This is a genomic window from Microbacterium sp. MM2322, from assembly GCF_964186585.1.
GTDB lineage: Bacteria > Actinomycetota > Actinomycetes > Actinomycetales > Microbacteriaceae > Microbacterium.
Map to the genome: position 1 here is coordinate 1,999,860 of NZ_OZ075067.1, position 21,873 is coordinate 2,021,732.

Below are 21,873 nucleotides of genomic sequence, written 5' to 3' on the forward strand. Positions count from 1 at the left end.
GGTTAACGGTCTGACGGCGGAATGGATGCCGCATCCGCCGGCGCTCGCCCGGCCAACCATCGGTTCAACACGCCCTCGCGCACCTCTTCACGGACGAGAGCGAAGGCGTAGTGATCACGCCACTCCCCGTCGATGTGGATGTACCGGCGACGCAGTCCCTCGTAGCGGAACCCGAGCTTCTCGACGACGCGCAGGCTCTTGGTGTTCTCGGGACGGATGCAGATCTCCATGCGGTGGAGCCGCAGATCCTCGAAGCACACGTCGGTCGCGAGCGCGACGGACGTCGGTGTGATGCCGCGGCCCGCGAAGCGTTCGCTCACCCAGTAGCCGATGGTGGCCGACGACAGCGATCCGCGTGCGATCCCCCACACGTTCAGCTGACCGGTGACCTCGCCGTCGTACTCCATGACGAACGGCACACCAGAGCCGTCGCGGTACTGCTGCAGGAGCCGCCTGACGCCACTGCGCATGTCGAGCGAGATCGGACCGTCGGGGCTCGTCGCTTCCCACTGCCGCAGCCACGAACGGTTCTGCTCGAGCTCGGTCTGCAGGGACTTCGCGTCACGCGGGCGTACGAGTCGGATGGAGATCGGGCCGTGCGCGCGCACGACGGGCCCGTCCATTCCCATCAGCGATCCGCCGGGCTCAGAGGCCCGATGCGAAGTCCTTCAGCCACGGCCGGAGCTCCGCACCCAGGTCCTCGCGATCGAGAGCGAGCTGCACGATGGCCTTGATGTAGTCCGCACGGTCGCCCGTGTCGTAGCGGCGACCCCGGAAGACGACACCGAGAACGCCCTCGGTCGAGGCGAGCTCCTGGAGTGCGTCGGTCAGCTGGATCTCGCCACCCTTACCGGGCGCCGTGTGCTCGAGGACATCGAACACGCCCGGGGTCAGCACGTAACGGCCGATGATGGCGTAGTTGGAGGGAGCGTCCTCCTTCTTCGGCTTCTCGACGAGTCCGGTGACCCGAACGACGTCGGTCTCGTCGGTCTCTTCGACTGCTGCAGCGCCGTACATGTGGATATGGTCCGGCGAGACCTCCATGAGCGCGATCACGGTCAGCCCGGTCTTCTGGTTCTGCTCGATCATCTTCTCGAGGAGAACGTCGCGCGCGTCGATCAGGTCGTCTCCGAGGAGCACCGCGAAGGTGCTGTCCCCGACGTGGGAGCGGGCACGGAGGACGGCGTGTCCCAGCCCCTTGGGCTCACCCTGGCGGACGAAGTGGATGTCGGCCATGACCGAGGAATCCTGCACCCGCTTGAGCTTCTCGTGGTCGCCCTTCTTCGAAAGGTTCGACTCGAGCTCGGGAACCGAGTCGAAGTGATTCGAGATGTTGTTCTTGTTGCGCCCCAGAATGATGAGCACGTCGTCAATGCCAGCCGACACGGCCTCCTCGACCACGTACTGGATCGCCGGCTTGTCGACGACGGGCAGCATCTCCTTCGGCATCGCTTTCGTGGCGGGAAGGAAGCGGGTCCCCAGACCGGCGGCGGGGATGACGGCCTTGATGCGCTGCGCAGACATGCCCTTCACCCTACAGATGCCGCGCGTCGGACGGACGACACGTCTGTCACACGGGCGTGTCCCTTTAGAATCAGACCATGACCGGCCCGTTGGACACTGAGAAGCGCGCCCTTCGCGCCGAGCTCCGCGAACGCCGACAGCAGCGCTCGGCAGCTGCGCTCGAAGAAGCTGCCACCGGCGTCCGGGCTCAGCTCGACGCCCTCGTCACAGCCCACGGCGTCCGGTCCATGTCGTGCTTCCTCTCCACCACGACCGAGCCGGGCACGCGCGAGTTCATCGCCGCGGCGGTGGCCCGCGGCATCCGTGTGCTCCTTCCCGTCACCCGCGCCGACGGGCTTCTCGACTGGGCCGTCGCCGAAGAAGAGGGCGACACCGCCGAGGGCCTGTTCGGGCTTCCCGAACCGGTCGGCGAACTGCTGAGCCCCGTCGCGGTGAACGACGTCGATCTGCTGGTCATCCCGGCTGCCGCCGTCGACAGGACCGGGATGCGGCTGGGCTGGGGACGCGGCTACTTCGACAAGACCATCGGCTCGATGGAGAAGTGCCCGCCCGTCTACGCCGTCATCTTCGACTCCGAGCTCGTCGACACCGTCCCGCGCGAGGTGCACGATCAGCCCGTCTCGGGGGTCGTCACCCCCACGCGAACCGTCCTTCTTCCCACCCGCTGATCCCCGAGGTCTCATGCCCACCTACGCCTATGCCTGCACTGCGTGCGGTCACCGTTTCGACGCCGTCCAGTCGTTCTCCGACTCCGCACTCACCGAGTGCCCCGAGTGCGGCGGACTCCTTCGCAAGCAGTACGGGTCGATCGGAGTGACCTTCAACGGGTCGGGCTTCTACCGCACCGACTCGCGTCCGTCGAGCGGGTCCGCGTCCTCTGGCGAGAGCTCCTCTTCTTCGACATCATCGAAGTCATCCGAAGCATCCGCTTCGCCCGCCTCGGCGGGATCATAACTCCGGCCGCAAGCCGGCATCGAAAGGAGCAGCCGTGATCCAGGGCTTCAAAGACTTCATCATGCGCGGCAACGTCATCGACCTGGCGGTCGCGGTCGTCATCGGCGGTGCGTTCACCGCCATTGTGACGGCAATCGTGGACAGCATCATCACGCCGCTCATCGCGCTTTTCTACAAGCCCGGGGACAACGGAGAGGTCGGCCCGCAGTTCCGCGGCCTGCACGGCGACCTCGTGACATTCCCGCTGGGAAACCTGCTCACCGCGATCATCAGCTTCTTCGCGGTCGCGCTCGTCGTCTACCTCGTGTTCGTCGTGCCGATGAACAAGTGGAAGGAACGCCAGGCCGCGAAGGCCGGCGTCGTCGAAGAGGCGGCGAAGCTCCCGACCGAGGCCGAGCTCCTCATTCAGATCCGCGACCTGCTCGAGCAGCAGCGCGGCACCGCGGCTCCGACGCGCTCGACCGAGCCGCCGTCGCCGTCGATCTGACGCGTCAGTAGTGCGGCGGGACGTCGTTCCGCAAGCGATCGTCGTTCGGGCCGGATGCCGGGGGTTCCCCCGCGTCCGGCCCGTTCGTCGTTTCGGGGGTCGGGTCCGTCCCGGGCGCGGGCGTCAGCTTGGCGCGCCGGGAGCCCGGCACCCGCTCGACGCGCTGACGGTCAGTCGACATCGATCGGTTGGGTCGACCCGTGCGCGGACGGCGTCTCGGGCTGCACGCCGATGACGCCCGCGATGCGCAGCGCGACCGCGGCGGGGTCGTTGTACACGTCGAAGGCGTGCACGCGCACGTAGTGCCAGCCGAGACGGCGCAGCAGCTGCGGCCGACGGCGGAGCGTCTCGCGCAGGCTGTCATGTGTGCTCTCGGGGTCGAGATCGGCCACGACGGCTTTGCCTTTGTACTGCGCGACGAGTGGCAGCTGTCCCCCGCGGTAGTGCACGTCGACCGAGACGCCGAGGCTCCGGAGATGCTGGGCGAGGGTCAGGGTGAGCGGGTCGGCGAGGTCTTCCAGGCGCGCGTCGCGTCCACGGGCGGCGATGCGCCCGAGGATCGACATGAGCGTCGCGGCGCCGTGCGCGAGGCGTCCCTCGTCGAAGGCGGAGGGACGGATCGATGACACGATCACCATCGAGCGGCGGGCCCGCGTCATCCCGACCGTCAACAGACGCTCGCCGTCGGGGGTCGACAGGTCGCCGAAGTCGCTGAGGACGCGGCCGTGCTTGGTCAGCCCGAACCCGAGCGAGAAGATGACGCGATCGCGGCTCTCGGCCACGGACTCTTCGAGCCCGAGCACCGCGAACGGCTCCGCGGTCTCGCGGCCAACGAATTCCGCGACATCGGAGCGCCCGGCGAACGCGGTCGCGACGGCGGCGCGCACCCGTTCGGCGTGGCGGGCGGAGGCCGTGACCACCATGAGGGATTCACCGGGACGGTTGATCGCGTGCTCGACGACCAGGGTCACCACGCGGGCGACCTCGGCGTCCGGGCTCTCCACGGCACCTGTCTCGGGGTTCGGTGCGCCGGTACCGCCTTCGACGTAGTCGACACTGAGGCTGCCGCGGCCGAGGTAGGACCCCGCCCAGGGCAGCGAGCTGATCGCGCCGCCGTAGAACGCGTCGTTGACGAGCTCGGCGAGGTCCTCGCCACCGGCGCGGTAGCTGCGGGTCAGCGTCTCCATGGGCAGCAGCTCGCTGAGCCGGCCGAAGACGCTCGCCTCGTCGAAGGGCACTTCGGGCCCCTCCGAGTCCTCGCCGCGCCCCGACCACAGTCGGAACGGGGTGGGCTTCTGCGTCACGGGGTCGCCGAACACGACGACCTGGCGCGCGCGGCGGAGCGCGGGAGTCGCCTCGGCGAGGCAGAGCGCGGCCGCATCGGCGATGATGACGACGTCGAAATCGGGGTGATCGGGCACGTGCGGCACCTCGTACGGCGAGGCGAGCCACACCGGAGCCAGCACGCGCATGAGGGCCGGAGCCGACGCGACGAGTTCCGACGCCGACGCGGTTCCGCCGCGGAGCGCGGCCTTGAGCGACGCGGCCTGGCGCGGCTCGTCCACGATGGCGATCCGCCACCGCTTGGCGAGCTCCGACGCGAGCAGCGGGCCCGAGGATGCGGCGTGGGCCTCGTCGACGAGGCGGAAGTCGCGCTCGAGCCGGTCGAGCACGGAGGTGTTCGCACCGAGCAGCGCGCGATCCGAGCGCAGCATCGCCTCGAGCGCGGAACGCCACCAGGCGTATTCGAACTCGCTCGCGACCTCAGACTCGGGAACATGACGCGTGGACAGCTCCATGAGCAGCGGCTCGAGACCCAGCTGGGCGAGCTCGCTGCGAAGAGCTGCGCGCTCGACGAGGTTGTCGAACACATCGGATGCCGCGGCGAGGCCCGCGAGGGTCCGGAGGAGCTGTGGGATGGGCAGCGAAGCGAGTCCACCGTCCCGGCCGAGTACGCCGTCGAGCTCGCCGAGGTCGGCGTTCACTCGCTGCCAGGCGGCCGCGACGTCGTCGAGCCCGATGGGGATCTCGGGCGTGACTCCGGCATCGACGAGCTGCTGCCACTGCGCGCGCTGGTTCTGCACCCGCAGCAGCGCCTCGTGCATGTCCGTGACGTGCATGCCGGGACGCACGTACTCCTTCGACAGCCGACGCAGTCTCCGCCGGTTCGCGGGAGTCATCTGCGCGGAGTCGCGCCGCGACGAATGCGCCGCGATGAGGTCTGTGAGGGGGCGCTCGAACACCGTCGGGCTGAAGCGATCGAGCGACGCGCGGATGCCCTGCAGCAGCTGCACGTACGAGCCCATCTCGGCGATCGTCGTGAACGGCCGCATCCGCGTCTGCCCGATGAGTTCGTAGCCCCGCTCGAGGAGGCCCGGCACTTCGGTGCGGTGCAGACGCCCGGCGAGGGCGTGAGCGGCGCGCGCCTCATCCGTCGTCGAGAAGGCGACGCCGTACCAGGGCGAGTCGTCCGGTCCGATGCGGAACTCGCCCAGACGAGCGGATGCGGCGAGGGCCTCGGCGGCCTCGACGCGGCGCGTCGCGAGCCGCTGCACGGTCGCCAGGTCGAACCGCGTCGTGGCGGACGGCTGCGGCTCGTGCTCGGCGATGCGGGTGAGCTCGCGGAGGGCCTCGAGCGGAGAGACGCCGACTGAAGCGTGACGCTGGGTGAGCGCGGCGCGGTAGTCCCGGAGCACCGTGCGCAGTCGCACCAGAGCGTCATCGACCTCGGCGACCTTGGGCTGCTCGGCTTTCTCGTTGCGACCGATCGCACGGATCAGGTCGCGGTGAAGGCGCGTCGGCGAGACGGCGAGTCCCGGGAGTCCGATGCCCGTGAGACGGTGACGCACGCCGTCGAGCGTCGAGCGGCGAGCGCTGACGACGAGGACGCGCTTGCCCGACCGCACGAGCTCGCCGACGGCGTTGATCACCGTCTGCGTGCCGCCAGTACCGGGAAGGGTGTGGACGGCGAGCGACTGCCCCTCCGTGATCCGGGCGAGGACGGCCTCCTGCTCCGCGTCGGCGTCGAGGAGGAGCCGGTCCGAGGCGGGCGTCCGGTCGTCGGGGCCGACGGCGTCGGGCTGAGGGCGCACGAAGGAGAACCGCTCACGGTCGGCGGGGTGGCCGGCGAGGGCGTTGAGCACGGGGTGGTCGAGATCGACGGCATCCCGTTCCATGTCGGACGCCACGTCGGCGAAGGTCGAGACGACCAGGCGCGGCTGCACCGTGAACGTCGGCACGTGCGCGGTCAGCGCGCGAAGGCGATCGATGACCGGCTGCGGCTGGAAGACGCCGCCGTCGTAGGCGAGGGTGGCGAGCGCGTCGCCGTCGAGGTCGACGCCGAAGTGGATGCGGGCCGCGGTGACCAGCTCGGGATTGACGCGGAAGTTGCCGTGCAGACGAAGGTCGAAATCCGCGTGGTGGCGGCGGATCGTGAGAGGGCGCAGCAGGACGGGCGCGAGGCAGCTCGTGCTGCCGATCCGCCACGACGCCATACCGATCGCAAGGTGGACGGTGTCGAGCCCCCGAGCCGTCCGCAGTTCGACGTCCTTCGAGGTGATGCGTTCCGCCGCCAGTCGAGCGGTGCGCAGGGCCACCTCGTCACGGAACATGTTCGACAGGAGCGTCGGTCGTCCCGTGATGAACTGGGGCAGGCTGCCGGGATGCGCCTTCGTGATGTCGATGCCGGCGTCGCCGTCGTCGCGGAAGTGGAGCAGTGTCGATGCGCCGCCGAGCTGCGCCGCTTCCTCGCGGAGGCGTTTGCGCTCGGGGACGGCGGCGTGCATGACGAGGACCTCGGGGTCGGACAGGGTCACGTCCGCCGGGGTCACCGCGGGCATCTGCTCGGCCGTCTCGCCGCGCACAGCACCGCTCTCTGCTCGCCACACACGAGAAACACTAGGCGCGTCGGGCTGGGAAAGCGGGAACGACGGCCGAGTTTCGCGGATCGGGCGCTCGCGCGCACCCGGTTTCCTCCACATCCGGTCCAGGGTGGCGTCTGTCCCCACCCCTCCCTCCCCCGGGTCGGGTCCGTCGTGCTGCGCGCCATGATGAGGTCATGACGTTCGCAACCTACTCGGTGCACCCGACACCGATCGGCGAGGCCCTCTCGGTGACGACCGACGAGGGCCTCGTCGCGCTCTCCGTCCTCGACGGTCCCGCCTACGCCGAGATCGCGCGGTTGAGTCTGCTCCTCCACACGGTTCCGTTGGAGGACGACGGGCCCGCGGCATCCCTGGGGGAAGAGATCGACGAGTACTTCGCCGGCGAGCGGCGGACGTTCTCGGCGGCGCTCGACTGGCGCCTCACGGCGGGGTTCACCCGCCGTGCACTCGAAGCGATCGCAGAGGTGCCGTATGGGGAGACGGCTTCCTACGCCGAGGTGGCGATCGCGGCAGGCGCGCCACGGGCGCATCGCGCGGTGGGGACCGCGTGCGCCCGGACGCCGTGGTCCATCGTGCTGCCCGCGCATCGGGTGATCCGCAGTGACGGCTCGATGGGCGAATACGGCGGGCACCCCGAGCGCAAGCGGTTCCTCCTCGACCTCGAGGAGCGGGTCGTGAGCGCGTCGTGAGAAGGCGGCGCCGCGCTTGACGGAGGCGGGCAGGGACGTGTAGGCCGTCCCTGCCCGCCTCGTCGCGGCATCCGTCGTCGACTAGTGGTCGACCGCCTTCTCGGCGCCGTAGCCGGTCAGCGAGCGCACCTCCATCTCGGCGGCTTTAGTGGCGTCCTCCGCCTTGCGGGAGGTCACCGACCCGAGCCACCCGAGGATGAAGCCGACCGGGATCGAGACGATGCCCGGGTTGTTGAGCGGCCAGATCGCCATCCCGACGTTCTTGAACACGCTCGTCTCGGTTCCCCAGAAGACGGGCGACAGAACGATGAGGATGATGGCGGTCGCGAGGCCGCCGTACATGCTCCACACCGCGCCGCGGGTCGTGAACTTCCGCCAGAAGAGGGAGTACAGGATCGTCGGCAGATTGGCGGATGCCGCGACCGCGAAGGCGAGCGCGACCAGGAACGCGACGTTCTGGCCCTGCACGCCGATGCCACCGAGGATCGCCAGGATACCGATGACGACGACCGTGCGACGGGCGACCTTGACCTCGCCGTCCGGCGGCACGTTCCCCTTCTTCACGACGTTCGCGTAGATGTCGTGGGCGAAGGATGCCGCGGCGGTGATCGTGAGGCCGGCGACGACCGCGAGGATCGTCGCGAAGGCCACGGCTGAGATGAAGCCCAGCAGGACCGGTCCGCCGAGCGCTGCGGCGAGCAACGGTGCGGCCGAGTTGACCCCGCCCGGTGCGGCCTTGATCGTCTCGGATCCGACGATGGCGCCCGCTCCGTAGCCGAGGACCAGCGTCAGCAGGTAGAAGAGACCGATCAGCCAGATCGCCCACACCACCGAACGCCGCGCTTCCTTCGCGGTCGGCACCGTGTAGAAGCGCATCAGCACGTGCGGGAGTCCCGCGGTGCCGAGCACCAGCGCGATGGCGAGGGAGATGAAGTCCCACGGATTCGCGCCGTACTGGAGGCCCGGGCCGAGGATCGCGTCCTGCGGGTCTGTCGCCGACTTCTGCACGGCCGACTCGAGCAGCGTGTCGAGGCTGAAGCCGTTGATCGCGAGCACCCAGATCGTCATGACGATGGCACCGCCGATGAGGAGGAACGCCTTGACGATCTGCACCCAGGTCGTGCCCTTCATGCCGCCGATGAGCACGTACACGATCATCAGCACACCGACGACGGCGACGACGATCGACTGCCCGATCTGCTCGGTGATGCCGAGGAGCAGCGAGACGAGCCCGCCGGCACCGGCCATCTGCGCGAGCAGGTAGAAGAAGCAGACCGCGAGCGTCGTGATCGCGGCCGCGAGGCGCACGGGACGCTGCGCCAGGCGGAACGACAGCACGTCGGCCATCGTGAACTTGCCGGTGTTGCGCATGAGCTCGGCCACCAGCAGCAGCGCGACGAGCCACGCGACGAGGAAGCCGATCGAGTAGAGGAAGCCGTCGTAGCCGTTGATCGCGATGGCGCCGACGATGCCCAGGAAGGATGCCGCCGACAGATAGTCACCGGCGATGGCGAACCCGTTCTGGGGTCCGGTGAACGATCGACCGGCCGCGTAGTAGTCGGCGGCCGTCTTGTTGTTGCGGCTCGCGCGGATGACGATGAACAGCGTCACCGCGACGAAGGCGCCGAAGATCGAGATGTTGAGGACGGGGTTGTTCTCGGCCGCGGAGGCAGGGGCTGCGGCGAGCAGGACGGGGGTCATCGCGACTCCTGGCTCTCGAGGTCGGCACGGATCTCGGAGGAGATCGGGTCGAGCGTGCGGTTGGCGAACGCGACGTAGCCCATCGTGATGGCGAAGGTCGTGACGAACTGACCGAGGCCCAGGAGCAGGCCGATCGTGATGTGACCGAACACCTCCTGCGCCATGAAGTCGGGGGCGAAGGACGACAACAGGACGTAGACGAAGTACCAGATGAGGAAGAGGACCGCGAGCGGGAAGACGACGCTGCGATGCTTCTTCTTCAGTTCGACGAAACGGGGCGATCGTTCGACCGCGACGTAGTCGATGGCACTCCCTTCCACGCCTCCGTGCGGGGACTGGGACGACATGTGGCCTCCTTGCCTCATGGGGTGAGCGACGGTGCTCTGACGGCCGTTCCTGAGAATCGGCCGCGTGGTAGGTTCGACCGTACGAAGGCGGCAGTGGTGCCGTCACCCCCGGAAGTAGGTACGCGTGGGATCGTTGGTCGAGAGCGACGCGGACACGCGGCTCGTCGCCAGAGCCGTGACGGATCTCGCACGTCAGACCCGGTTTCCGGTCGTCTTCGGCGGCCTCGAGCGCGACGGCGCCGTCCACGTGACCGCGATCTCCGGCACCCGGACCCGCAGCATCGAGGGGCTCGTCGTCGAAGCGGGTCGCGGTCTCGGCGGAGCGGCGATGCTCGAGAAGCGGCCACGTCTGGCGCTCGACTACCGGACAGCTCGCACGATCACGCACGACTACGACCGCGCGATCCTGGGCGAGGGCATCTCGACCCTGCTCGCCGTGCCCGTCGTGGTGACGGGACGCCCCCGCGGCATCGTCTACTGCGGATCGTGGACCCCCGGTCCCGTCGGCGACCTCGTCAGCCGGCCCGCCTTCCGCGCCGCTGACATGCTCGCGACCGAGCTCCGCGTCCGTGAAGAGGTGGACCGCCGGGTCGCGGCGCTCCTGCCCGCCGAGCCCACGCTCCCCGCCGCGGCGCAGGAGAACCTGCGCGAGAGCTACGCGGAGCTTCGGAGCATCGCGGCATCCGTCGACGATGCCGGCCTCCGCGAGCGGATCGCCGCCGTCGAGAGGCGACTCGCCGCGATGTCGCGCCCCGCGCCCGCGGAGGCGTCTCTCGACGTCGCCCTGTCGCCGCGCGAACTCGATGTGCTCGCGTGCTGCGCTCTCGGCGCGACCAACGCCGAGATCGCCGGGTCGCTGTCGCTGCGCGAAGGAACGGTCAAGTCGTACCTGCAGGCAGCCATGGCGAAACTGGATGCCTCGACCCGCCACGCCGCCGTGGCGAAGGCGCGCCGGGCCGGATTGCTGCCGTAGCGGGCACTGACGCCACTAGGCTCGGCGCATGGCCCGCAAAATCGTGCATCAGCTCGTCGACGACCTGGACGGCACCGTCCTCGAGGTCGGCGACGGCGAAACCGTCCTGTTCTCCGTCGACGGCACCGCCTACGAGATCGATCTCACCCACGACAACGCGAAGGCGCTCCGCGAGACGCTGGCGCCGTACATCGACGCCGCACGCCGCGTGTCGAACCGCCCCGCCTCGTCGCGCACGGCGAGTTCCTCGAGCGCCGGACGTCGGCAGAAGCGTGCCGGGCAGCGCGACTACGCGCCGATCCGCGAGTGGGCCGCGAAGAACGGCTACGAGCTGTCCGAGCGTGGCCGCGTTCCCGCGCAGGTGCTCGAGGCGTACGACGCCGCGCACTGACCCGCGAGAGCCTTCCGACCTCAGCCGAGGACGAGGGTCACGGCGATGACCAGCATGATCGCGGCGATCCCGCCGTCGAGGATGCGCCAGGCGCGTTCGGTGCGGAGCAACGGGGCGAGGTAACGCGCGCCGTAGCCGAAGACCACGAACCAGAGCGTGCTTCCGGCGATCCCTCCCGCGAGGAAGAACCACCGCTCATCTCCGTGCGTTGCGGCCACGGAGCCGAGCACGACGGTCGTCTCGACGATGGCGTGCGGGTTGAGCCAGGTGACGGCGAGGATCGTCAGGAGCGTCGCGGTGCGCGCGGCCGCCCGCGGGCGGGTGAGGACGGTGCCGGGGGTCGCGGCATCCGTCGTCTTCTCGTCACCGGCCGCCTGCAGACTGCCGCCGCCACGCCACGCCCGACGAGCGCTCACGATCGCGAAGCCGACGATGAAGGCCGCACCCGCCCAGCGTGCGAAGGTCTCGAGCCACGGGTGGGCGCTCACCAGGGTCGCGACGCCGGCGACGCCGAGGGTCTGGAGGATCGCGTCGCTCACGACGCAGACGAGGACGACGAGGCCGACGTGCTCGCGCCGGAGCCCCTGACGCAGCACGATCGCGTTCTGGGCGCCGATCGAGATGATCAGGCCGAGGCAGAGACCGAGACCGGAGAGGAGGGCGACCAGTTCGGGAGACACGTCGTCCACGCTAGGGAGGCAGCCTTCTTCAGTACAGCGAAAGATTCTGCATGATCTGAAGAAGTCCTTCACTAAGCTTCGGGTCGTGGACATCCCGCTGGAACACCTGCGCACTCTTGCCGCCGCAGTCGACGCGGGCACGCTCGATCGCGCTGCGGCACGATTGGGGATCACGCCGAGCGCAGTGAGCCAGCGGATCCGCGTCATCGAGCAGCGCGTCGGGCGCGTCATCCTCCGCCGGACGAAACCCGTCACCGCAACGGAGGCGGGCGAACCGCTCGTGCGCCTGGCCCGCCAGCTCGACCTCCTCGAGCACGACGCCCGCACCGCGCTCGGTGGCGACGCCGGCTCGGCGCACGTTCCCCTGGCGGTGAACGCGGACTCCCTCATCACGTGGTTCCTACCGGCCCTCGCCTCGGTCACGGCAGCGCATGCCGTGACGTTCGAGCTGCACCGCGAGGACCAGGAGCGGACCGCCCAGCTCCTGGCAGCCGGGACGGTCATGGCGGCTGTCACCTCGCAGCGTGAACCGGTGGCCGGATGCGTCGCCTCGCCCCTCGGGCGCATGCGGTACACCGCGGTCGCGACGCGCTCCTTCGCCGCCCGGTGGTTCCCGAACGGGCTCGACCGCGACGCCCTCGAAGCCGCGCCGCGGGTCGACTTCGACCGCCACGACACGCTGCAGAGCGCGTTCGCACGACGACACGGAGCACGCCACGAACCACCGCGGCACGTCATCAGTGCCTCCGCCGAATTCGCGCAGGCGATCACCCTCGGCCTCGGCTGGGGCATGCTGCTGCCCGGCCAATTCGAGGCGGGCGTCACCGACGGGTCGCTCGTCGTGCTGGCCGACGACACGATCGAGGTGCCGCTGTACTGGCAGCGGTGGAACCTGTCGTCCGCGCTGCTCGACACCGTGACGGATGCCGTCCGCCGGACTGCGGCGGAGTCCCCCGCGCTCGGCTAGCGGCCCCTCGCCTGCGCGTCAATCCCCTCTGTCCACGCGGACCCGTGGCCGATGGTGGTCCTCTGGGATCGGTGTCGACTGGGGAGAGGGACGAGGAACGACTATGTATGTGGATTCGGACACACTCCGCGCTCTGCCCACGCGTCGGCCGGCAGACGCCGCGACGCGCGCATCGCGCATCCAGTGGGACCTGATCGCGGACGACCGCTACGAAGTCCGCATCGGCGGAGAAGTTGCCGGGTTCATCGACGTCGTCGGCGCGGTCTACGTCGTTCTCGCCGGGCCCCGATATGACCGAGCCGTCGAAGTCATCCAGACACTCGTCTGGTCGACCGCGACGACAGCCCTCGACCAGCACCGCTCGCGCGGCTGATCACGTCGCCGCGCGGTCCGCTGCGGTTCGTGCGCGCCGCGCGGCATCCCTCGAGGTCGTGCGCTGATCGCTGAGGTCCTCGACCTCACGCTGCACCGTCTCCGCGTCCGATCCCAGCTTGGCGCGTTCCCGCTCGAGCTCCGCGAGCCGTTCCTCGAGCGCCACGGCCCGCTGTCGCGCGGCGGCGAGGCGTTCCTCGACCCGCTCGAGCTCCCGCTCGGCGCTCTCGGCATGGCGTCGAGCCTCGGCGGCCGCGCGCGCCGCGTCGCGTGCCGCGCGGCGCTCGGCGAGGTCATCCGTCTCCTCCGGAACCCGCGAGCCGAGATCGAACGGACCGGACACGGCGCCGTCCAGGTCGGGCGCGTCCATCCCCGTGGCCTCAATCGGACGAAGCAGTCGCGCGCTCGCGACGGCAGCCGCGGCATCCGGATCGCGCAGCGCCGCGTCGAGTGTGCGTTCGACCGCGGCGCGAGCGGTCGCGCTGGGTTCCACGCCGCGTTCGGCGGCGAGTGCGACGGCGCGGTCCGTGAGGTCTTTGAGGATGCTGCGACGCCGAGAGGCGAGCTCTGCGAGGGCTCGAGCATCGCCGGCATCCACCGCCTGTCGGAACTCGTCCGCGAGCTCGACGGCCGGCTCGAGCGCCCGCGGGTCGTGCGCAGCGAGGAGGTTGACGACCCAGGCGCCGACGACGGGCTTGCGGAGCGCGGCGATCGCTGCGGCGAGGTCGGCGTCCTCCGCGTCCTTCACCGCGGCCTTCCGAGCGGTCACGAACTTCTCGGACGCGACGACGCTGAGCTGGGCGGCGACCTCGACGAGGCGGGCGTCGCAGTCGGAGGCGGTCATCCGCTCATCCTGCCGCAGGTTAGGCACGGGCGTCATCGGCAGGATTCCTTCGGCTTGCGGCATCCCGACGAAGGTGGGGCGGATGCGGCGTCCATAGGCTCGGAGGATGCTCGAGATGCGTCCCGCCTGCGAATCCTGCGACCGCGGCCTGCCCGCCGAGGCGGAGGCCTTCATCTGCTCGTACGAGTGCACGTGGTGCGAGGTGTGCGTCGCAGGATTCACGGATGCCGCATGCCCGAACTGCAGCGGTGATCTGCAGCGCCGCCCGACTCGAGTCGCTCGCCCCTGATCAGCCCGCCCAGAACGCAGCCGCCCCGAAGGCGACCACGCAGACCGCCAAGGGAGCGAGCCCTGCGAGCCGGCGTCGAAGAATGCCCACGACCGCCAGCGGGATGGAGCACCCGCCGACGACGAGCAGCGCGATCGTTCGCGGCCACCCGGTCTGCGTGACGATCACGCCGTCGCGGGACGCGGACCGCCACTCGCACCGCCGGCCGACCGGCCACGCCGTCGACTCTGCCGACACGAGCGCTGTCTCGGACACCTCGACGCCGACCGGGGTCTCGTCCATCCAGCATCGTGCGTCCGCGCTCTCGCGGGTGTCGAGCCAGAGCCCCGCAATCACGGCGGCTCCCGCGAGGAAGGCGATGACCAGCATCACCCCGGTCGCGACGCGCACGGCGCCTGGCCTTACAGGCCTCGGGCCACGGCTGCGGCAGCGCGCATCCAGGCGTCCTTCGTTCGCGACTGCAGCGCGTCGTACCGGATGCGGCCCGCCTTCAGCGAATCGTCGAAGGGGATGATCTCCACCGCGCGGACGTGCCCCTCGAACCCGGCGGCGATGCGCTGGGCGGCACCGATTCCCGCTCGCTCGGACTGGCCGACCACGACGACGGCGCCGTCGGCGAGGCGGCGGGAGTGCTCATCGCGCTTGCGGAGTGCGTCCAGCAGCAGCGCCGCAGACTCGGCCGATTCGGGAGCGGCCAGAGTGGGGACGACGAGCTGGTGCGCGGAGTCGATCATGCGGAGCCATCGGTCGGCCGACTCGTCGTTGCCCGAGTCGAAGATCACCATGCGGTAGTACCGCGCAGCGACCTGAGCCAGCACGTCGAAGTCGGCCGTCGTGATCCGCTGATCGGCGGCCAGCAGCTCGGGATTGGAGCGCAGGACGTCGTAACGGTCGACGGACTGGTGGTGCACGAACCGCGCGATGTCGGAGACGGATGCGGTCGCCTCGAGCAGCCGCGACGCCTCGGGCAGGAGGTCGCGGATCGTCGTGTCGTAGTCGCCCTGCTCGGTGCGCCACCCGAGCGTGCCCCGGGTGTCGTTGTTGTCCCAAGCGAGGACGTTACCCCCGCCGTGACGCGCGAAGACGGCCGAGAGCACCGCGGTCGTCATCGTCTTGCCGACGCCGCCCTTGCCGTTCGCGACGGCGATCGCGCGGCATCCGGCCCACTGGCGCGACACGGCCTTCTCCCGCTCCGCACGCTCGAGCTCCGCCTTCGACGGCCGGATCGGAAGGCCGATGCGCACGAAGAACGAGCGCCATCCGGTGACGGTGGCCGGGTGTTCCCCGGGAGGCTCGATGAACGACGGACGGGGATCGGTGGATGCCGATGCGTCGAAAGCGGTGTCCGGAGCGGGAGCTGCGTCGGGCGTGAACGGCGCGTCGGAGGGAGCGGGCTCTGCGTCCGACTCCGGCGAGGGGCGGGCGGCGTCGATCGGGTCGTCGGTGGCCGTACCGGCTTCGGAGGCGGGAGCCGCGGCAGGCGCGGCGGCCGGGATCTCGCTCACGCGGGCGGGCGCCCACTCGGGGGGCGTGCCGTCGACCGCGTCGTCGATGTCGTCGTCGTCACCGTCGTCGAACGCCGGTCGGGCGTCGGAGGCGGGGGCGTCCGCTGCTTGTGAGGGCGGGAAGAACGCGGGAACTCCGGCGACGAGGCCCGGAGCCGGCTCATCGAGGAGCGCGGGCTCGTCATGGAGCGCGGGCTCGCCGTCCGGCTCTTCGTCCGGCTCCTCGTCCGGCGCCTCCTCGGCGACGGGAACGTCCACCGGCTCCGACTCCGACTCGGGTTCGTCCTCGGGCTCCGGGGCCGGCTCGGGCTCGAGTTCGGGCACGTCCTCGAGCTCGGGCGCGTCCTCGAGCTCGGGCTCCGGCTCTGGCTCGGGCTCAGGGGCAGGCTCCGGGTCGGTGGTCCACCACGCATGCTGGCGCAGCTCCGAGCGTGTCACCGTGCGATCGTCGACCTCGACGTCGATGTCGCCGGACGGGTCCACGATGATTCGGTGCTCCCCGCGGTCGCCGCTCGTGACGAGTTCGATGAGCGCGCCGGAGGCAGCGGCATCCGCTCGAACGCGATCGACGATGAGACGGCGAACCGCGTCGATGTCCGCGGCGTCGAGCGTCTCTTCAGCGCCGTCGGGCGCCGTGAACCGTGCCGATCCGCCGGTGACGTGCGCGTACGCGCGTGCCGGTTCGCTGCCAGTGTTCATGGGTTCCTTTCGGTGGACCGGCCGCGTGGGCGGACCGGTCCCGGGGGCCGGCGACCAGAGCGACTGTCGCGAGGACGCGATGGTCGATCCGCACCGGAGGAGGGCGCGCTCCCACGCTATCGCGCGCGACGGCAAAATCCCCGGTCGACGGGCATGAACACAGTGTCATCCAGTCGGATCGGACCCTCGACGGGCCACCGAGTCGAGCAGCACGGCGTTGCGCGAGCGGATGAGGCGCTGCAGGTACGGGCGCAGCAGGAGCGGTTCGACGAGCCACCCGAGCAGCGGCGAGCGCAGCGTGATCGTGTCGGTCATCACCGTCTCGCCACCGTCCTTATCGAACCGGTGCTCGTGGTGGAACGAGCGGAACGGTCCGCGCACCTGTTCGTCGACGAACCGGTGGGGGCGGTCGAGGGCGGTGATGCGGGATGTCATGGTCCACACGATGCCGAAGTGGCGGGCCCGCCAGGTGACGCTCTCCCCGAGCCCGATCGTCCCGCTCGTGACACCGGCGACGGCGCGCTCCCCCGACCTGGCCATGGACTCGAGGTGCGTGTCGATGGACAGCGAGAGGTCGAACAGCACTTCCGGGGCGCACGCGGCGCGGGTGACTTCAGTGAAGGATGTCGCCATGACGCCAGGCTAGCCGCGCGCCGCGGCGTCGCTGCCGCTACCTTGAGATCGTGCTGACGATGTTCGGGATGACGTGGCGCCTGCTCGCGCGCCACTGGCCCGCGCTGATGGCCTGGTATCTCGCGGGGGTGCTCGGTCGATACATCGGCCTCGAGGTCGCCGGATACGTGGGCGGGTACACCGCGCTGGGCGGCATGCTGATCCTCCCCCTCGCGATCCTCGCGAAGCTCATGAGCGTCGTCGGAATGTTCCTCGTGCTCCGCGACGGGATGACGCGGCTCGGCGCGATCGCGCCGCCGCCGACCGAGGCCCGGGCTCGGCGGACCGCTTTCCGCGACGCGATGCTGTCGTCGGTCCTCCCCTTCCTCGCGGTCTACGCCGTGCTCGGCTTCTTGGAACAGGACGTCGCGACGTACCTCGACACCGCACTTCAGGTGCAGATCGGCCGGACCACTCTCGGCGCTGTCAAGGGAGTAGAAGTCGACACGTCCGGCGCCGTCTACAAACTCGTCTGGGAGCCGTGGACGATCGCGGTGGTCGTGCTCGCCTTCGCCGGGCGGTGGGCGTGGAACCGGTGGCGTGCTCGACTGCCCCGGTGGAGTGTTCTCGTTGCGACGTATTTGGAAGGGCTGTGGATCTTCCTTGCCGCCTACTTCATTGCCGACACCCTCGGACAGGTGACGGCCTGGGTGCAGTCACGCCGCGCGATCGCCTGGGTGGGCCAGCTGCGCGAGTCGATCGGAGAGTGGTTCGCGCCGCTGGGGTGGGCGTGGGATGCCGTGGCGACGGTCACCGGAGCGGCGGCGGGACTCATCGGGGTCCCGCTCGCGTGGCTTACGGTCGCGGGCGTCGTCTATGGCCAGGCTGTGTCGCCGCAGGGTGTGCAGTGGCGCGGCCGGCTCGCCGAACGCGCCCGGGAGCGGTACGGCAGCGTCCCGCAACGACTTCGTCGACGGCTCGGTGACATCGGCGCGAACCTCGGCGCTCGGTTCCAGCCGATCTGGCGAGCGCTCGTACTCATGTGGCGGGGTGGGCCCGTCTTGATCGGCTGCTACGTCCTGGCCTACGTCCTCATCCTTCTCGCCCAAGACCTGATCGATTTCGGCGTGACCAGGCTGGTGGGCCCACACAACCCGGACGAGTTCTGGCGCGGGTGGGGCGCCATCTTCCTCCTCGTCGCCCCCGTCCTCGTCGAGCCGGTGCGCACGGTACTCATCGCCGGCGCCTACGACGCAACAGTGGGCGCTCTCATCGGCGCGCCCGTCGTGGCGTCAGGGCACGACGACGAGTCGGACGTAGCCCGGGAACTCGTCCGGGATCACGAGCTCGACACCGAGCGGTCCCTCGACGTCGTCGGGAACGATGAACGGCACGTCGATCTGGAACGGCCCCTTCGGGAATAGATCCGCAGCTCGGTCCGTCGGGCAGAACGTGTACCGCCGAGAGTCCCACGTCACGGTGGCGGAATCCTGCTCCCAGAAGCGGCCCTGTCCGCTCAACTCGCGGAGACCGTTGACCAAGCACCCCGTCGCTGCCCCGTGCCGATCGAGGGGCACGCGCACCCACAGGATCTTCGTCCCCTCAGGCAGGTCCTCATCTGGGAGGGACACCTCGGTCGCCGTCGCGGGCCCGAAGGTGATCCCGGCGAAGTCCGTGGAACCGCCCTGCTCGGCGACCGTCGGGAAGGTGGGAGCGTACCCCGCAACCTTCCACCATTCCCACCCGGTGAACACACCCACTGTCACCGGGACGAGGACGATCAGCGCGAGGAGAGCTCGTCGATTGCTCTGCCACCAGCCGCTCACGTGCCGCCCCCGGCCAGCGGAGCAAGCTCGCGTTCGGCTTCCCACGACAGGCTCCCGAGGTCGACGGGAAGCTCGACGACGGAGTCGAGCCGCCAGTCTCGATCACTCACGGTGAATCGGATGACCGCGGACCCATCGCGCAGACCTGGGGGAAGTTCGAACGCGACGCTGCCAGTCGTCGGCGCCCCGACCTCCAACTGCCGGCCGAGAAGCGACACGGGGCGCTCGCTCGCCCGGTAGGTGTCACCGTTGACGACGAGCGTGGCGAGACCGAGCCTCACGCCCACCTCGGTGAATCTCGACTCCGCGCTCAGGTCGACCACGACCCAGGTCCCGTCGGCGGACCAGCCTGTCGTGTCCGAGACACGCTCGGCACCCGCGACGTCCGTCACCGTCACCACCATCTCCCGTCCGACAGCATGCTCCCCCACGCCGACGGTCTCGACGAACGACGACGTCGTCAGTTCTTCCCCCGGTGTCAGCTGAGTGACGCCCCACGCCGCCACCAGCAAGGCGATGCCGCCAGCCCACACCGCCGCGCCCCTCATTCGGGGGCCTCCGAGGTCGGCTGGTCGGCGCCCGCGCCGACGTCGGTGAGGGGGACGTTCATCTTCGCGGCGACGACGGGCGTGTCCCACCATTCGCCGTTGACGATGAGCCGGCCCGTGGCGAGGGAGAAATCGCGGAGCTCGAGTTCGAGCTCGTCGGCATCCGTCAGCTCATCCGCATCGATGATCCATGCGACGACGAGCTCCACCGGAACACCCGGCTGCAGCCACGGGCCCGTGTTCGCGTCGTCGAGCCGGGCGACCGCGTCGGGCGGGCGGCCCCCGAGGCCGGATGCGATGATCGATCCGGCGAGACCGGTGTCCTTCGCCGCCCCCGGGACCGCGGTATCCCAGACGTTCTCCGCCATCACCACCGCAGCCACGACGCGCTGACCTTTCTCGGGGTCCGCCCTTGCGCCCGCATCCGGCAGGGAGTCGATGAGAACGGCCCGCTCGACCGTGATCGACAGCATGTCGTTCACGTGGGTCTCGCCCGGCTGGAGGGTCTCGACCGGCGGCGCCGCGACCGCCTCGAGTCCCCCGAACGCCGCCGCCGCACCCAGGAAGACCGCGGTCAGGATGCCGGGGATCCAGGCGGTGGGGACGCGATCCGTGGCCGTCCGCAGCCACTGGGCATCCCGCGCGGAGCGGGTACCGCGGGGCTCGTCTCCAGGCGCTGTCACGGCGTCAGCATAGCGATGCGCCGCCGCTCACGCGGAGAGGGCGAATTCCTCGGCCGGCTCCGTCGCCTCTCGCATCCGCGGGATGCACAGGGTGATCGTCGTCCCCCGCCCGGGTTCGCTCTCGATCGTCACCTCACCCGCATGCGCGGACACGATCGCCTTCACGATCGACAAGCCAACGCCGATCCCCTGGACGGCGTTCTTCCGCGACGCCGTCGCCCGGTAGAAGCGGTCGAACACTCGCCGCTTGTCGTCCTCGGTCATCCCGATACCCGTGTCGGTGACCGCGATGTGCACCTGGTCGCCGTCTCCGACGTGCGTCACCGTGACGGACACCGAACCGCCGCGCGGCGTGAACTTCACGGCGTTCGTCAGGAGGTTCTCGACCGCCTGCTCGATTCGGCGCGAGTCGAGCTCGGCGATCATGTTCTCCTCGCACTCGAGCGACAGGGTGACACCCGCCTCCCGAGCCAGCGGGATCATCACCTCGACGGTCTCCTCGACGAGTTCTGCGACATCGATGACCGCCGGCGCGAGCACCATCCTCTTGTTCCCCGCGGTGAGCAGTTGCGACACCCTCTCCAGCAGGACGTCACCGTTTCGCGAGATGGCTCCGAGGGCATTCGCCACGCCCAGGCGCCCGGCATCCTCACCCAAGACGTCGATGACCTGCTCGGTGTAGCCCACCACCGAGGTGAGCGGCGTCCTCAGCTCATGGGACACCGTGGTCAGGAACTCTTCTCGCGCCTCGATCGCGTCGGCGAGGTCGGTGACGTCATACGCCGCGATGACGGTACCGAGAAGAGCACCATCGGGACGGTGCACTCTTCGCGACGACGCGAGGATCGCGATCTGGTGACCCGGCGAGCCGAACCACTCGAGGTGGTTCCGGATCGCATCGCCGCGGAGCGCGCGGGGGATGATCTGCTCGTGGCACGGCACCGGTGTCGTGCGGTCGGCCGCGAACGCGTTCGGTCCGGCGTAGGGCGGGGCGTCGAGATGGAAGCCCACGACCTCGGCAAGTCTCTGCGCGGCGCGGTTGGCGAGCACCAAGCGCCCCTCCGCGTTGTAGAACGCGACGGCCCCATTGACGGTGTCGAATACGGTCCGGAGCACGAGCGCGTCGTCCTGCGACTTCTCGAGTGTCGTCGCGAGACTCGACGCCGCATCCTCCACCTCTTGCCGGCTCTTGTGAAAACTCCGCACGGCGAGGTGGATGCCGATCGAGATGCCCGTGACGAGGAACGGCAGCGTCAAGAGGTTCAGGACCATCAGCGGGGTCGAGACGGACTCCACTCGCATCAGCAGCGGCAGCCCGGCGATGAACAGTCCGCCCCCGAAGACCAGGAAGAGCGCCTCCCACCGGTACCGCAGCGCGATCCAGGCGAACGGCATGAGGCAGAGCACACCGACTGTCGGGATGTAGGGAAACAATGCGGCTCGCACCAACGCGAGGGCGACGACGTCGAGAAGCGGCACGATGATCCCCCACGGGGTCAACAGCCATGCGCGTCGTGGTGACAGGAAGAGAAAGGATGCCGCTACCGCGATGATCACCCCGGCCGCCAGTGGCCCCGACGTCCACAGATCCGGCACGGCGGCGCACGCAGCGAGGACGACGAACGTCACGCCTGCGATGAAAGGCAGCTGCAGGCGCGAGAAAAGCTCCTCGGGACGCATCGGCTTCCACATCGGACGATGACTCATGTGTTGGGACCCCCTCCCAGCCGGAGACAGCCCCGGCTCCCCCGACGGGCGGGTCCGGGATCACCCGCGCCGACGTTGTGGTCACAGAGTACGGGGGTGGGAAAATCCGTGCTCGCGCTTGACGACGATGAGCACATCGCTATGCTCGTCTCCCGCGCACCCGCTACGCCCTCAGCGGACATCCGTCCCCG

At 69.8% G+C, this 21,873-nt stretch carries 24 protein-coding genes; 10 read left to right on the forward strand and 14 right to left on the reverse strand.

What is annotated here, in order from left to right; translation table 11 throughout:
- Window positions 1-2: 2 nt before the first annotated feature.
- Both ABQ271_RS09770 and galU read right to left on the reverse strand, forming a co-directional pair.
- A complete protein-coding gene (locus tag ABQ271_RS09770; RefSeq protein ID WP_349310886.1) occupies window positions 3-623 on the reverse strand; it encodes a GNAT family protein in 621 nt (206 codons plus the stop codon).
- A 22-nt stretch (window positions 624-645) separates the two neighbouring features.
- Window positions 646-1,524, reverse strand: a complete 879-nt coding sequence (gene galU / locus ABQ271_RS09775; RefSeq protein ID WP_349308579.1) for a UTP--glucose-1-phosphate uridylyltransferase GalU — start codon at window positions 1,522-1,524, stop codon at window positions 646-648.
- Window positions 1,525-1,601: 77 nt separating this feature from the next.
- Here galU and ABQ271_RS09780 point away from each other — a divergent pair, with 77 nt between their 5' ends.
- From ABQ271_RS09780 to mscL, 3 genes are read left to right on the forward strand one after another with little or no spacing between them, the layout of a single operon-like run.
- Entirely contained in the window at window positions 1,602-2,192 is a 591-nt protein-coding gene (locus ABQ271_RS09780) for a 5-formyltetrahydrofolate cyclo-ligase (protein WP_349308580.1), read from the forward strand.
- A 13-nt stretch (window positions 2,193-2,205) separates the two neighbouring features.
- The gene (locus tag ABQ271_RS09785) at window positions 2,206-2,478 is read left to right on the forward strand and encodes an FmdB family zinc ribbon protein (RefSeq protein ID WP_349308581.1); all 273 of its coding nucleotides are present in this window, start codon (window positions 2,206-2,208) and stop codon (window positions 2,476-2,478) included.
- A gap of 34 nt (window positions 2,479-2,512) precedes the next feature.
- Window positions 2,513-2,965: a large conductance mechanosensitive channel protein MscL gene (gene mscL, locus ABQ271_RS09790; RefSeq protein ID WP_349308582.1), complete on the forward strand. Its 453-nt coding sequence runs from the start codon at window positions 2,513-2,515 to the stop codon at window positions 2,963-2,965.
- A 4-nt stretch (window positions 2,966-2,969) separates the two neighbouring features.
- Here mscL and ABQ271_RS09795 read toward each other — a convergent pair whose 3' ends face one another.
- The gene (locus ABQ271_RS09795) at window positions 2,970-3,146 is read right to left on the reverse strand and encodes a hypothetical protein (RefSeq protein WP_349308583.1); all 177 of its coding nucleotides are present in this window, start codon (window positions 3,144-3,146) and stop codon (window positions 2,970-2,972) included.
- Complete coding sequence (locus ABQ271_RS09800) at window positions 3,136-6,804, reverse strand: AAA family ATPase (RefSeq protein WP_349310887.1); 3,669 nt, start codon at window positions 6,802-6,804, stop codon at window positions 3,136-3,138. Before ABQ271_RS09800 ends, ABQ271_RS09795 begins: the two co-directional genes overlap by 11 nt.
- A 218-nt stretch (window positions 6,805-7,022) precedes the next feature.
- Here ABQ271_RS09800 and ABQ271_RS09805 point away from each other — a divergent pair, with 218 nt between their 5' ends.
- Complete coding sequence (locus tag ABQ271_RS09805; RefSeq protein ID WP_349308584.1) at window positions 7,023-7,538, forward strand: methylated-DNA--[protein]-cysteine S-methyltransferase; 516 nt, start codon at window positions 7,023-7,025, stop codon at window positions 7,536-7,538.
- A gap of 81 nt (window positions 7,539-7,619) precedes the next feature.
- On the opposite strand, the gene ABQ271_RS09810 is transcribed toward ABQ271_RS09805, so the two are convergent.
- On the reverse strand, window positions 7,620-9,239 hold the full coding sequence (locus ABQ271_RS09810; protein ID WP_349308585.1) for a sodium:solute symporter family transporter: 1,620 nt from the start codon (window positions 9,237-9,239) through the stop codon (window positions 7,620-7,622).
- A complete protein-coding gene (locus ABQ271_RS09815; protein WP_349308586.1) occupies window positions 9,236-9,586 on the reverse strand; it encodes a DUF485 domain-containing protein in 351 nt (116 codons plus the stop codon). Before ABQ271_RS09815 ends, ABQ271_RS09810 begins: the two co-directional genes overlap by 4 nt.
- Before the next feature lie 124 nt (window positions 9,587-9,710).
- On the opposite strand from ABQ271_RS09815, the gene ABQ271_RS09820 reads away from it, so the two are divergent.
- Together ABQ271_RS09820 and ABQ271_RS09825 are read left to right on the forward strand one after the other, a co-directional pair.
- Window positions 9,711-10,559, forward strand: a complete 849-nt coding sequence (locus ABQ271_RS09820; RefSeq protein ID WP_349308587.1) for a LuxR C-terminal-related transcriptional regulator — start codon at window positions 9,711-9,713, stop codon at window positions 10,557-10,559.
- Window positions 10,560-10,587: 28 nt separating this feature from the next.
- Window positions 10,588-10,950, forward strand: a complete 363-nt coding sequence (locus ABQ271_RS09825; RefSeq protein WP_349308588.1) for an Lsr2 family protein — start codon at window positions 10,588-10,590, stop codon at window positions 10,948-10,950.
- A 20-nt stretch (window positions 10,951-10,970) separates the two neighbouring features.
- Here the strand turns inward: ABQ271_RS09825 and ABQ271_RS09830 are convergent, their stop codons facing one another.
- Entirely contained in the window at window positions 10,971-11,639 is a 669-nt protein-coding gene (locus tag ABQ271_RS09830) for a LysE/ArgO family amino acid transporter (protein ID WP_349308589.1), read from the reverse strand.
- 76 nt (window positions 11,640-11,715) lie between these two features.
- Here ABQ271_RS09830 and ABQ271_RS09835 point away from each other — a divergent pair, with 76 nt between their 5' ends.
- Window positions 11,716-12,597 (forward strand): LysR family transcriptional regulator ArgP, encoded by an 882-nt coding sequence (locus tag ABQ271_RS09835; RefSeq protein WP_349308590.1) that lies wholly within the window; start codon window positions 11,716-11,718, stop codon window positions 12,595-12,597.
- Between the two features lie 103 nt (window positions 12,598-12,700).
- A complete protein-coding gene (locus ABQ271_RS09840; protein ID WP_349308591.1) occupies window positions 12,701-12,970 on the forward strand; it encodes a hypothetical protein in 270 nt (89 codons plus the stop codon).
- Here ABQ271_RS09840 and ABQ271_RS09845 read toward each other — a convergent pair whose 3' ends face one another.
- Window positions 12,971-13,813: a hypothetical protein gene (locus ABQ271_RS09845; RefSeq protein WP_349308592.1), complete on the reverse strand. Its 843-nt coding sequence runs from the start codon at window positions 13,811-13,813 to the stop codon at window positions 12,971-12,973.
- Window positions 13,814-13,919: 106 nt separating this feature from the next.
- Here ABQ271_RS09845 and ABQ271_RS09850 point away from each other — a divergent pair, with 106 nt between their 5' ends.
- Complete coding sequence (locus ABQ271_RS09850) at window positions 13,920-14,102, forward strand: DUF1272 domain-containing protein (protein WP_349308593.1); 183 nt, start codon at window positions 13,920-13,922, stop codon at window positions 14,100-14,102.
- Here ABQ271_RS09850 and ABQ271_RS09855 read toward each other — a convergent pair whose 3' ends face one another.
- From ABQ271_RS09855 to ABQ271_RS09865, 3 genes are all read right to left on the reverse strand, one after another.
- Window positions 14,103-14,492, reverse strand: a complete 390-nt coding sequence (locus ABQ271_RS09855; protein ID WP_349308594.1) for a hypothetical protein — start codon at window positions 14,490-14,492, stop codon at window positions 14,103-14,105. It lies immediately after the preceding gene.
- An 11-nt stretch (window positions 14,493-14,503) separates the two neighbouring features.
- On the reverse strand, window positions 14,504-16,306 hold the full coding sequence (locus ABQ271_RS09860) for an AAA family ATPase (protein ID WP_349308595.1): 1,803 nt from the start codon (window positions 16,304-16,306) through the stop codon (window positions 14,504-14,506).
- A gap of 165 nt (window positions 16,307-16,471) precedes the next feature.
- Window positions 16,472-16,939: an SRPBCC family protein gene (locus ABQ271_RS09865; RefSeq protein WP_349308596.1), complete on the reverse strand. Its 468-nt coding sequence runs from the start codon at window positions 16,937-16,939 to the stop codon at window positions 16,472-16,474.
- Window positions 16,940-16,998: 59 nt separating this feature from the next.
- Here ABQ271_RS09865 and ABQ271_RS09870 point away from each other — a divergent pair, with 59 nt between their 5' ends.
- A complete protein-coding gene (locus ABQ271_RS09870; protein ID WP_349310888.1) occupies window positions 16,999-18,342 on the forward strand; it encodes a hypothetical protein in 1,344 nt (447 codons plus the stop codon).
- 398 nt (window positions 18,343-18,740) lie between these two features.
- On the opposite strand, the gene ABQ271_RS09875 is transcribed toward ABQ271_RS09870, so the two are convergent.
- From ABQ271_RS09875 to ABQ271_RS09885, 3 genes are read right to left on the reverse strand one after another with little or no spacing between them, the layout of a single operon-like run.
- Complete coding sequence (locus ABQ271_RS09875; protein WP_349308597.1) at window positions 18,741-19,277, reverse strand: hypothetical protein; 537 nt, start codon at window positions 19,275-19,277, stop codon at window positions 18,741-18,743.
- Between the two features lie 11 nt (window positions 19,278-19,288).
- Window positions 19,289-19,975 carry a hypothetical protein gene (locus ABQ271_RS09880; protein WP_349308598.1) on the reverse strand — a complete coding sequence of 229 codons (687 nt, stop codon included), beginning with the start codon at window positions 19,973-19,975 and terminating at the stop codon, window positions 19,289-19,291.
- A 27-nt stretch (window positions 19,976-20,002) separates the two neighbouring features.
- Window positions 20,003-21,682: an ATP-binding protein gene (locus tag ABQ271_RS09885; protein ID WP_349308599.1), complete on the reverse strand. Its 1,680-nt coding sequence runs from the start codon at window positions 21,680-21,682 to the stop codon at window positions 20,003-20,005.
- Between the last annotated feature and the right edge of the window lie 191 nt (window positions 21,683-21,873).